General features: G+C 65.5%; 8 protein-coding genes. 5 read left to right on the top strand and 3 right to left on the bottom strand.

Annotated features, from left to right (window positions below; translation table 11 throughout):
* The first annotated feature begins 575 nt into the window (after positions 1-575).
* Both Q0K00_RS09880 and Q0K00_RS09875 read left to right on the top strand, forming a co-directional pair.
* Complete coding sequence (locus Q0K00_RS09880; RefSeq protein ID WP_297229068.1) at positions 576-2,729, top strand: GGDEF and EAL domain-containing protein; 2,154 nt, start codon at positions 576-578, stop codon at positions 2,727-2,729.
* A gap of 90 nt (positions 2,730-2,819) precedes the next feature.
* Positions 2,820-4,949, top strand: a complete 2,130-nt coding sequence (locus Q0K00_RS09875; RefSeq protein ID WP_297229066.1) for an EAL domain-containing protein — start codon at positions 2,820-2,822, stop codon at positions 4,947-4,949.
* A 63-nt stretch (positions 4,950-5,012) separates the two neighbouring features.
* On the opposite strand, the gene Q0K00_RS09870 is transcribed toward Q0K00_RS09875, so the two are convergent.
* Positions 5,013-5,309: an HdeA/HdeB family chaperone gene (locus Q0K00_RS09870; protein WP_297229064.1), complete on the bottom strand. Its 297-nt coding sequence runs from the start codon at positions 5,307-5,309 to the stop codon at positions 5,013-5,015.
* A gap of 331 nt (positions 5,310-5,640) precedes the next feature.
* Here Q0K00_RS09870 and thiM point away from each other — a divergent pair, with 331 nt between their 5' ends.
* From thiM to Q0K00_RS09855, 3 genes are all read left to right on the top strand, one after another.
* Positions 5,641-6,471 (top strand): hydroxyethylthiazole kinase, encoded by an 831-nt coding sequence (thiM, locus tag Q0K00_RS09865; RefSeq protein WP_297229062.1) that lies wholly within the window; start codon positions 5,641-5,643, stop codon positions 6,469-6,471.
* A 29-nt stretch (positions 6,472-6,500) separates the two neighbouring features.
* On the top strand, positions 6,501-7,493 hold the full coding sequence (locus Q0K00_RS09860) for an asparaginase (protein WP_297229060.1): 993 nt from the start codon (positions 6,501-6,503) through the stop codon (positions 7,491-7,493).
* 575 nt (positions 7,494-8,068) lie between these two features.
* Complete coding sequence (locus tag Q0K00_RS09855; RefSeq protein ID WP_297229058.1) at positions 8,069-8,608, top strand: HPP family protein; 540 nt, start codon at positions 8,069-8,071, stop codon at positions 8,606-8,608.
* Positions 8,609-8,680: 72 nt separating this feature from the next.
* On the opposite strand, the gene Q0K00_RS09850 is transcribed toward Q0K00_RS09855, so the two are convergent.
* Both Q0K00_RS09850 and Q0K00_RS09845 read right to left on the bottom strand, forming a co-directional pair.
* Positions 8,681-9,781 (bottom strand): TMEM43 family protein, encoded by a 1,101-nt coding sequence (locus Q0K00_RS09850; RefSeq protein ID WP_297229056.1) that lies wholly within the window; start codon positions 9,779-9,781, stop codon positions 8,681-8,683.
* Positions 9,782-9,850: 69 nt separating this feature from the next.
* A complete protein-coding gene (locus Q0K00_RS09845; RefSeq protein WP_297229055.1) occupies positions 9,851-10,855 on the bottom strand; it encodes an alpha/beta fold hydrolase in 1,005 nt (334 codons plus the stop codon).
* Positions 10,856-11,131: the final 276 nt, after the last annotated feature.

The raw sequence follows: 11,131 nt of genomic DNA, 5'->3' as shown, positions 1-11,131 counted from the left end.
TTTCGTTTCCATACGCGACTCCATGCGAAACGGCTTGATGATGACCGGCCGGAAGACCCGGCCATTGTATGCGGCAGCAGGGCCTCGCGGCCCCGGCTCCCTGTACGGGTGAAGACGCGCCGCCGGCCGCCCGGAAGGACGATGCCTTTCCGGGGCCTGCGACGCACCGGAGAAATGCCCCGCATTTCCCGCGCTTCGCCCTGCCTCCGTGCCCGCGCCGGGGGCAGTCGTTGCCCAGAGGGCTCCCCGGCGTGCGGCGGCGCATCCGACCGCACCTTTCCCGCGACGGAAAGGGCACGCCCCGGCAAGATGGGGCACGCGGATCGAAATAACGCTTTTTATGAGGCACGAGCCACACTAGCCCATTTTCCCCCAAAGGGAAAGGGCTTTCTCCGCCAGCCCCTGCGAAACGTCGAAAAAAACGCCTGGAAAGCATCCCTCCCCCTTGTGGTTCGCAGGAAAAAGAGATACCTTTCCCGCAGTTATCCATATGCAGGGCCTCTCCCCCTGAAGGCGCTGTGAACTGCATGTTTTTCCAGGCATCCTGTCCCCCCCTGTGATGTCGGAGTAGTCTCATGCTGGCCACCGCATTTGATGGTCTTGACGACCTTGTCTATATCGCGGATCTGGAAACGTACGATCTGCTCTATGCCAACCGGGCCTGCCGGCAGTGCTTCCATATCCAGGACGGCACGGGCCGCAAGTGCTACGAGGTGCTGCAGGGGCTGGACCAGCCCTGCGACTTCTGCACCAACCAGAAGCTGCGTGAGTTCGGCCGCTGGGCCTGGAGCTGTTTCAATCCCCTGCTCCAGCGTCATTTCGATCTCTACGATTCCGTCATCGACTTCCAGGGGCGCAAGGCCCGTCTGGAGATCGCCTACGACATCACCGATCACGTCGCGGAAAAGCGCCTTATCCTCCACGGCGACATCGAGCAGCTCATCGCCCATTGCGCCCGCCTGCTCAACGATGACGGCGGCAACATGCACACGCTCCTCAACATGACGCTGGAGGAGATCGGGCGTTTCCTCGAGGCCGATCGCTGCTACATCTTCGAGATCCACGGCGGCACGGCCAGCAATACGCACGAGTGGTGCCGCAGCGGGGTATCCTCTCAGCTGAAGAACCTCCAGCATGTGCCGCAGGCCGCCTATGCCCGCTGGCTCGGTCCGCTGCACAGCGGCAGCAGCGTCTTCCTGCCCGACGTGGAGGACATCGCCCGCATCAGCCCGGTGGAATATGCCTATCTCAAGCCGCAGGGCGTCAAGTCGCTCCTCGTGGAGCCGCTGAACGTCTCCGGCGAGCTGTTCGGTTTTCTGGGGGTGGACAATCCCGCGCCGCACCGTGTGCAGGAGACCCGCATCACGCTGGCCTCCATCAGCAAGTTCATGGGCTCCACCATCGAGCGTTTCCGCCTCATCAACACGCTGGCGCACCATTCCCATCATGACGCTCTGACCGGGCTGGGCAACCGCCACCTGTTCCGGCAGGAGCTGGAAGCCCTCTCCGGGCCCGGCGCCGCCATCCTGCTGCTCGAGGTGAACGGCCTCAAGAAGATCAACGAGACCTACGGGATGCAGTACGGCGACGAACTGCTTGCCCGTATCGGGGACATGCTGGGCAAGCTGGCCGAGACGGGGCGCGCCTTCCGGCTCAACGGCGGGGAGTTCGCCGTCCTCTGGACCAGTATCGACCAGGCGGCCTTTGCCGACACGCAGCAACGGCTGGAATCCTTCTTTTCCGGGATCCTGGGCTTTTCCGCCGCTGTGGGCGGCTATTGGATGGGGGCGGCCGATCGGCCCGGACAGGCCCATACCCGCGCCGAAAAGCAGATGTACCGCCAAAAACAGGACTACTACCGCATCCAGGGCGGCAGTCGCTACCGGGCGGAGATGGACGACATGCTGCGTCTTGCCCAGCCGGGCACGCTGGAACAGATGCTTGACGACGGCAAGGTCATCACCTACTGGCAGCCCAAGTACAGCCTGAAGGACGGACGCCTCTGCGGGGCCGAGGCGCTCGTGCGCCTGCGGCACGGCAGCGAGGTGCTCGCGCCGGGACAATTCATGCCCCTGCTGGAATCCCTGCACCGTACATATCTGCTGGACTACTTCGTCTTTGAGGAGGCCTGCCGCTTCCTGCGCCACAGATTGGACGACGCGCGGTCCGTGGTGCCCGTTTCCAGCAACTTTTCCCGCAACACCTTCGTGATGCCCGATTTCCTCGACAGGCTGGAGGCCATCCGCCGCCGCTACGACATACCGCTCGCGCTGCTGCAGGTGGAGATCACCGAGACCGTGGACGCCGCCGATCAGGCCGTCTTTCAGGACATGGCCCGCAAGCTGCACGCGCACGGCTTCTGTCTGGTCATCGACGACTTCGGCGTGGCGCACGCCAATCTGGCCACACTGGCGGAAGTGGACTTCTCCGTCCTCAAACTGGACAAACGACTCATCGACTCGCTGGAGAGCAATCCCCGTCTGCTCAAGATCCTGGAGATGCTCATCCTGACCAGCCATTCCCTGCGCATCAACACCGTGGCCGAGGGCGTCGAGCGTCCCGAACAGCTGGCCATCCTCTCCGGCATGGGCTGCCACGAGGTACAGGGCTTCCTCTTTTCACGCCCCTTGCCGCTGGAAGAGTTCCGGAAAAAACTGGATGCCGCGGTCCCGCCGCGCTGCGACATCGTCCGCGGCTCCGGCACGAGCCCCTGCGGTTGCCGGTCTTGAAATCCATCCCAAAAGAACATACCGTATATGAGACTTTTTCCACAAGCCTCCCGCCCGGACTTGCCGTCCCCCTGATGTGGAGTCATTGCAATGTTGGCCAACTTCTTCGATGGGCTCACGGATCTGGTGTACGTTGCCGATCTGGAGACGCATGACCTTCTCTATGCCAATGCCGCCTGCCGTCAGCGCTTCAGGATAGCTGATCTTGCGGGGAAAAAGTGTCACAAGGTCTTTCACGACAGCGATACTCCCTGCGAAGCCTGCACCCTGCAGCCTTCTCGACGGCGCGATCAGGTCTACCTGCCCCATCTCAACGCCCACTTCAAGATCTGCGAGGCCTTTGCTCCCTGGCAGGGACGCAAGGCCCGTCTGCTCATCGCCCGCGAGACCACCCCGCAGGTGCGGGCGCGGCAGCTCATGCGACGGGAACGCGGGGCCGAAAGCCTCATCGGCCATTGCTCCCGCCTGCTGGCGGAAGATTCCGGCAATCCGTATACCCTCATCCTGCAGGTGCTGGAAGAGATCGGCCTGTTCCTGGAGGCGGATCGCTGCTCCATCTTTGAGATCCGGGAACAGATGGCCAACAACACGCATGAGTGGCTGCGCGAGGACATCGCTCAGCTCCGGGAAAGCCAGCTCGACCTCCCCGAATCCGCCTATGCGGACTGGCTGCCCCGCTTGCGCCGGGGGGATATCCTCCAGCTCGACGGGATGTGCATCGGCGTGGGCCAGGATCCCTGCGACGGCGTACGCCTGCGGGACATCTCCTCCTTCCTCATCGCCCCCCTCGTGGTCTCCGGTCGCCTTACCGGCTTCCTCGAAGTGGAGAACCCGACCCGTAGCCGCGTGGAAGAAGCCCGGACGGCGCTTGCCGCCATCAGCAAGTTCATGGCCGCCACCATCGAGCGTTTCCATCTGCTCAATACGCTGGAACACCATTCCCGGCACGACCCTCTGACCGGTCTCGGCAACCGGCGCGCCTTTCAGCATGACGTGCAGCACCTCAGTTCGCCCGGCGGGGCCGTGGTGATCATCGAGGTGAACGGTCTCAAGAAGATCAACGAGATACACGGCATCCAGCATGGCGACGACATGCTGATCCGTCTGGCCGCTCTGCTGGGCGACATGGAAGCCGGCGCGCATCCCTATCGCCTGAACGGCGGCGAATTCGCCCTGCTCTGGAACTATGTGGGAAAGGACGTCTTTTACGAGACCGTACGGCGGATGCAGGTCATCCTGTCGGGCACGCTCGACTTTTCCGCGGCGGTGGGCGGCTACCGGCTCACGGACGGCGAATCGCCCCTGACGGCCTACACCCGCGCCGAAGCGGAGATGTTCGCCAACAAGAAGGCCTTTTACCGCCACCGGGTGAGCGGCCGCTACCGGCCCGAAGGCGACCACATCTTGGAACTGGCCCGCCCCGGCGTGCTGGAGCGCATGTTGGCCGAGGGCAACTTCCTGACGTACTGGCAGCCCAAGTTCAAGGTGGCGGACAGGAGCCTCTGCGGCGTCGAGGTGCTCATCCGTCTGCGGAAAGACGGCCGCCTCGTCCCGCCGGATCAATTCATCCCGCTGCTGGAGTCCCTGCACCGCTGCCACCTGCTGGACTTCTTCGTCTTTGAGGAGGCCTGCCGCCATCTGCGCCTCTGGATGGACGAGGGGCGCACGGTCGTGCCCGTGGCCACCAATTTCTCGCGCCATACCTTCGTCATGCCGGATTTTCTGGAACAGCTGGAGCGCATCCGCGACCGCTACGCCATACCGCTGGAGCTTTTGCAGGTGGAGATCACCGAAAGCGCGGACTCGCGGGAACATGAGCGCGTCCAGGAGATGAGCCGTCGCCTCGCCCGCAGCGGCTATCATCTGGCCATCGACGATTTCGGGGTGGCTCACGCCAATCTGGCCACGCTGGCCGAGGTGGACTTTTCCGTGCTCAAACTGGACAAGCGGCTCATCTCCTCACTGGAGGACAATCCCCGCCTGCCCAAGTTGCTGCACATGCTCATCATGGCCAGCCACAACCTGTCCATCACCACCGTGGCCGAAGGGGTGGAACGTGACCGCCAGCTGGACATCCTGGCGGGTCTGGGCTGTCAGGAAGTACAGGGCTACCTGCTGGCGCACCCGCAGCCCGTGGAGGAATTCCAGCAGCGCCTGTCCCTGTCCGCCCCGTCCGACGCGCCCGCCGGAGCGGACATCCCCCGCCTCGTCCCGGCCTGATGTCCCACGTGCCCGACAAGGCGGACACGGAAAAAATGCCGTCGGCGGCGGGGAGCGCCCTGTCTACTCCTCTTCGGCGGGCATGGCCTCCATGGCTTCCATGACCGTATTTCGGGGATGCGTCGTGCAGTAGACGCCCATATGCGTGGCAAGCCGGGCCATCCATTCCTCACTGAAGACCGTATTGTCCGTGGCGGCGCTCATGTAGCCGTCGACCCACATCAGGATAAGCGGAAGCTGCTCCTCATGGGCCAGAACGTCCTTGCAACGGATCCGCGCGATGTCGATCTCCGCGGCTCCGGCGGAAAGGGGCGCGGCACACAGGACGGCAAGGGCAACAGCGGCGATACTTCTTTTCATGGCGATCTTTCCGTGAGAAATGCCGCCCTACACGGCGGCGTTGAGAAAATCAGGACAAGCGACCGCCTGCGCCGAGGCCCCGGGAGCATTTTCGGTCGAAACGCTTTGCGTCCCAAACCATACGGCCTGTGGTTTCGCGGGAAAAACGCGGTTTTTCCGCCTGGTTTGGGCCGGGCGCATCGCCGGGAACGGGCAGCCTTGCGGCAGACGGGATGGTGCGCCCTGACCCTAGGGGAACCAGGGGGGCACTGTCAACGGCGGACCTCCCCCGCCCCTTGCCATTGCTCCCGGCCTGACGCATACTGCCCTCCGTTCTTTTTCGGGAGGCTGTATGCTCGATCTTTCCGCCATCTGGCAGGCAACGCGCCTTGCCACACCGCTGGTGCATTTCATCACCAATTATGTGACCGTCAACGACTGCGCCAACATCACCATCGCCGCGGGCGGCTCCCCCATCATGGCCGATGACCCCGCCGAAAGCGAGGACATCACCGGCCTGTGCGCGGCGCTCGTGCTCAACATGGGCACCCCCTGCGCCCGCACGCACGAGGCCATGCTCGCCGCGGGCAAAACGGCCAACCGGCTCGGACGGCCCGTGGTCTTCGATCCCGTGGGCGCCGGAGCTTCCGCCTTCCGCAACCGGCTCGTCCTCGACATCCTCCAGCACGTCAGGCCCACGGTCATCAAGGGCAATATCTCCGAGATCCGCTTCCTGGCCGAAGGAGTCGGCTCGGCGCGCGGCGTGGATGCCTGCCCCGCCGAACTGGTCAGCGAAGAACGGCTTGCCGAGGCCCTCGTCCTTGCCCGCCGCCTGCAGGCGGCCACCGGAGCGGTCGTCGTCATCAGCGGCCCCATAGATCTCGTGACGGACGGGGCCACGGCCTGGGGCGTGGACAACGGCCATCCCCTCATGTCCCGCCTGTCCGGCACCGGCTGCATGTCCGCCGGGGTCATCGCCTGCCACTGCGGCGCCAATCCCGCCGCGCCGCTGGAGGCCGCCCTCTGCGGCATGTGCTGCATGGGCATCAGCGGCGAGCTGGCCCACGAACAGCTCGGAGACGACACAGGCACGGGCAGCTACCGCATCGCCCTGCATGACGCCATGAGCCGCCTCGACGCGACCCTGCTGCAACGACGCTGCCGCGTGCGGCAATTGGCGTAGAAAAACGCGAACCCGTCAGGGAGGCCCTCATGGATCACAAAGTCGTCGTCATCACTACCGGCGGCACCATCGCCATGCTGCATGACGCCGCCACCGGCGGCGCGACCCCGGCCCTCAACGGCAGCGAGCTGGTGGATGGCGTTCGCGGCCTGGGGCAGGTCTGTCCGCTGGAAGTCTGCGAATTCTCCAATCTGCCCAGCCCGGCCATGACCCCGGAACGCATGTACGATCTGGCCGCGCTGGTGCGCCGCCGCCTTGCCGAGGCGGATGTGGCCGGCGTGGTCATCACCCACGGCACGGACACGCTGGAAGAGACGGCCTACTTCCTCGACCTGGCTGTGGACAGCCCCAAGCCGGTCTGCCTCACTGCCGCCATGCACGCCGAGGACGAGCTGGGCCCGGACGGCCCCCGCAACCTCATGAGCGCCGTGCGCGTGGCCGCGTCCCCGCAGGCGCGCGACATGGGCGCGCTGGTGGTCATGAACGACCAGATCCACGCCGCGCGCGAGGCCGCCAAGACCCACGCGGCCAATGTGGCCACGTTCCAGTCCCCCTGGTGGGGGCCCATCGGCACCGTGGACGACGACCGCCTCATCTTCCGGCGCGCGCCCCTGCATCGGCAGACCCTCTGGCCTGCCGGGCTGCACCGGCGCGCCGACCTCATCAAGATCGTCACCGGGGATGACGGCAGCCTCATCGACTTTGCCGTCTCGCGCGGAGCCGAAGGGCTGGTCATCGAGAGTTTCGGACGCGGCAACGTACCGCCCACCGCCATGCCCGCCCTGCAACGAGCGCTGGAACGCGGCGTCATCATCGTCAATGCCACCCGTACCGGGGGCCGTGTGCTGGATGTCTACGCCTACGACGGCGGCATGGTGCAACAGCGCCGCCTCGGCGTCATCATGGGCGGCGAACTCAGCGCCGCCAAAGCCCGCCTCAAGCTGTTGCTGGCCCTGAACCTCGTGCCCGACGGCGAGACGCCGCAGCGGGAACGCATCGCCCGCTGGTTCGACACGGATTAGGGCCTGTTGACCCTATTTGCTGTTTGTTTGGGGGGCAGGGGAACCCCTCGCTCTGCTGTCGATGCCCGTAAGGCTCCTGCGTCGCCAACGGGCACGGCCCTTCGGGCCGCCCGTCGGGTCGCCGCCAGCGCGGGAGGGGTTCCCCTGCCCCCCAAGCCCCCCATCCCTTCCCCAGCGCGCTTTTACCGGGGAAGAGTCAGAGACACGGGGTACTCTCGTCCCAAAAGCAAGCGGCGTGCATACAGTCTGTTTTGCTTATTTATTGAAATTGTTTGTAAAATTTGTGTTAACAGGCCCTAGGGCATTTTCCGTTGGAACGCTCCACGTTTCCAACCATACGGCCTGTCGTTTCACGGAAAAACACGGTTTTTCCGCCATCTCGGGCCGGGCGACGCTGTGCCGCCGCCTCGCGTTTTGCCTTTTTCAAAGGCAAAACGCGTTACTGTGCCCCTGCGCACTGCCGCTCTCCCTCTTTACGGATAGAACGCTTCCTGTCCGCGTCCGCACCGGCGGACGCCGCACAGCTGCCCGCACACCGAAAACGTTTCGGAGCGGCGACACGCAAGGAGGAGGGGATGCTGTATCTGCTGCGCAAAATGCGAGGAGGCGGCCCAACGCCGCCACGAGTCCCGGGACGGGAGATCCTGCATTCCTGGCTGGGAAGCTGTCTGGCCATTGCGCTTATTGCCCTGCTGGAGCGCTATGCCACGGGCAACACGGGTTTTCCGCTGCTCATCGGTTCGTTCGGGGCCTCGGCGGTGCTGGCCTTCGGCGCGCCGCAAAGTCCGCTGGCCCAGCCCCGCAATCTGGTGGGCGGGCATCTTGTCTCGGCGTTGACCGGCGTGAGCTGCGGACTGCTGGTTCCCGAACCGCTCTGGCTGGCTGCCGCCCTGGCCGTCTCCACGGCCATAGCCCTCATGCACCTGAGCAAGACCTTGCACCCGCCCGGCGGGGCTACGGCGCTCATTGCCGTCACCGGCGGCGAAGGCATCCGCCAGCTCGGCTACCTGTATGCCCTTGTCCCCTGCCTGACCGGAGCCTGCCTCATGCTGGGCATCGCCCTTGTGGTGAACAACCTTTCCGCCGCGCGCCGCTATCCCCTTTACTGGTGGTAGAAAACAAGTGGTATCCCGAGGCCCGCAAACGTGTCCCCGGTCCCCCCAAACTACGCCTCGCGCGGTCAGGCCCTACAGCGCTCCCCAGACGATGGCGGCCGTCCACAGCAACCCCAGCAACAAACTGCCGCCCCCCAAAAGCCTGTTTGTCCGGCGGCGTTGCGCCTCTTCTCCGCCGCGCCCTTGCCACAACGGCCGCAGAAGGAGGAAGAAGGCGCAGGCGCAGGTCAGGGCGGTCGCAAGTCTGTGCAACCAGACCGCCACCATCGACGTCTCTTCGGGCAGCGCCAGTTCCGGCAGCATGTCCCGCGCGGACCGCGTCCCCGGCAGCAGGCGGCAGATCTCCCTGCCGTCGGGGCCGCGCCAAGCGATGATGTCCGTCCCTTGGACGGCTCCCGACAGACTGGCCCGCATGGGCGGGATCTGACTGTAGATGATGCGTACATCGCCGTTTTGCGGCGTACCGCCCGCGCCGATGTAGATGACGCCGCCCTGCGTATGCACCACGTTGGAGATCATGAGCGGGCCGCGTCCGGCGCTGCGGTGCGCCTGCGCCGCCTGTCGGTTGAGATCTTCCCGCACGTTGTCCGGCACAGAGATGATGAACGGTTCCTCGGCAGGCAGGGAAGCCGCAAGGCCGGACGGCAGCCCATAGACGCCGAGACGGATCTCCCCGGCATACCGGACCTCGTTGGGAAGGCGCACAAGGGTCATGTTGGCGCACTGGCGGCGCGCCTGCTCCGAATGGAAGGCGGAAGAATCCACAGGCTCGGAGACCCAGCGCTGATGATAGGCATAGTCGTCCGCTCCCCGCTCGCCGTCAGAGGAGGAAGCCGCCGGACGGACGATCTCCACCCATTGGAAGTATTCCACCTCCCGCCGGATACCGAGCGCCCGCACCGTGGAGCCGGTCAGGGGGTCCGTCAGCGTTTCCGGCGTGTCCGCTCGGCCGGTCAGATGGATGAGCCTGTCGGGCGAAACGGCCCCGGAGGTCCCGTCCGCCTCGATCTCCACTACGGACGGCCCTGTCTGTCCGCCTTCTCCCCCTTCGGGGCGACGGCTTTCCAACCGCCACAAAAGCCCGGAACAGATCAGCAGCAGGACGAACCCGAAGGCCGCCCCGGCGAGCGCTTTCGACCGCTGTTCCCCGCTTTCCCTTGCCGTTTCGGCCATATCTCCGCTCCTTGTTCGTCAACGGGCCGCGCCCACGTTTTTCGCCGTCCGCGCCTTACGCTGCCCGCCCTACCGGTCCGTGCTCCGGTCCGCGTGCGCGGTGAGGAAATCCGCCACGCGCCGTTCGCTGTACCAGACCTCTCCCCGGCTGACAAATCCCACATGTCCGCCTCCGGGGGCCACCTCCAGAAAAAGATGCGCATTGTCCCGCGCCGCCGCCCACGGATAGCAGGACGGCGCGCAAAAGGGATCGTCGGCCGCCAGCAGCATATACAGGGGGATGTCGATATGCGGCAACACGGGCAGGGCGCTGCATTCCCGCCAGTAGGTCGCGGCGTCGGCAAAGCCGTGCAGAGGCGCGGTGAATCGTTCGTCGAACTCGTTGAACGTACGGAAATCGTCCATGCCGTCCAGCGAGGGGAAATCGGGGAAGCGGGCCGCCTTCTCGCGCATCTTGGCCCGCAGGGTACGCAAGAAATAGTGCATGTAGAGACGGCAGCCCGGCCCGGCCATGACCTGCGCGGCAGCGGGCAGATCGCAGGGCACGGAGACCGCCGCCGCGGCGCACACCCGCGGCGAACGCCGGGCCTCGCCCAGATAGCGGCAGATCTGGTTGCCGCCCATGCTGAACCCGGCCAGCAGCACCGGCAGACCGAAGGTCTCGGCATGGGAGACCACACGGGCCAGATCGTCCGTCTCGCCCATGTGATACAGCCGCCGTGTCCGGTTGGGCTCGCCGGAGCAGGATCGCATGTTCCAGGCCAGCACCCGGAAGCCGCGCCGCACCAGCTCGGCCGCCAGCCCCCGCACATAACGACGGCGACTGTGCCCTTCCAGCCCGTGCGAGATCACTACCACGCCCCGCGCCTCCGCCGCGCCGCTCTCCCGCACCGGCGGATGCTCGTCCACATCCAGGAAATCGCCGTCCGGCGTCTCCAGTCGCAGACGCCGCACCCGTTCGCGCTGTCCGGCTTCGGGATAGCGCACGCGGCGGCATTTGGCGGCCCAGATGGTATTGACGTGCGCCTGTCGCGCCCAGAGGGGCGGCACATAGCCGGAGGGAAGTATTGGCATCGCAAGTCCCCTTGTGTATGGTTGCGGCGCGCCGCTCCCTGTCCCGGTCCCGGCGGCTCGTATGCGGGCCATGCCGTTGCCGCACGCGTCTTTCCGGCAGCGGCCCGACGCCAAACGCCCCGACGCGCCGCCCTGCCTTCCGAACGGCGTGTCCGGCAAACGAACACGCCCGGTGTACAGGTGCCCGTATGTCTTTCGACCCTAGTTGTAGAGTGTCAATACGTTGTTCACCCTCTGCTCAGACATGAAGCTGGAGGTTTTCTGCCAAGAGCCGAA

The organism is uncultured Desulfovibrio sp., from assembly GCF_944327235.1.
In the GTDB taxonomy this organism is placed as follows: Bacteria; Desulfobacterota; Desulfovibrionia; order Desulfovibrionales; family Desulfovibrionaceae; genus Desulfovibrio.
This window is presented reverse-complemented; position numbering and strand designations above follow the sequence as displayed.

Coding starts and splice junctions, on each gene's coding strand:
- Q0K00_RS09880 (WP_297229068.1), top strand. CDS start 576: ATGCTGGCCACCGCATTTGATGGTCTTGACGACCTTGTCTATATCGCG.
- Q0K00_RS09875 (WP_297229066.1), top strand. CDS start 2,820: ATGTTGGCCAACTTCTTCGATGGGCTCACGGATCTGGTGTACGTTGCC.
- Q0K00_RS09870 (WP_297229064.1), bottom strand. CDS start 5,309: ATGAAAAGAAGTATCGCCGCTGTTGCCCTTGCCGTCCTGTGTGCCGCG.
- thiM (WP_297229062.1), top strand. CDS start 5,641: ATGCTCGATCTTTCCGCCATCTGGCAGGCAACGCGCCTTGCCACACCG.
- Q0K00_RS09860 (WP_297229060.1), top strand. CDS start 6,501: ATGGATCACAAAGTCGTCGTCATCACTACCGGCGGCACCATCGCCATG.
- Q0K00_RS09855 (WP_297229058.1), top strand. CDS start 8,069: ATGCTGTATCTGCTGCGCAAAATGCGAGGAGGCGGCCCAACGCCGCCA.
- Q0K00_RS09850 (WP_297229056.1), bottom strand. CDS start 9,781: ATGGCCGAAACGGCAAGGGAAAGCGGGGAACAGCGGTCGAAAGCGCTC.
- Q0K00_RS09845 (WP_297229055.1), bottom strand. CDS start 10,855: ATGCCAATACTTCCCTCCGGCTATGTGCCGCCCCTCTGGGCGCGACAG.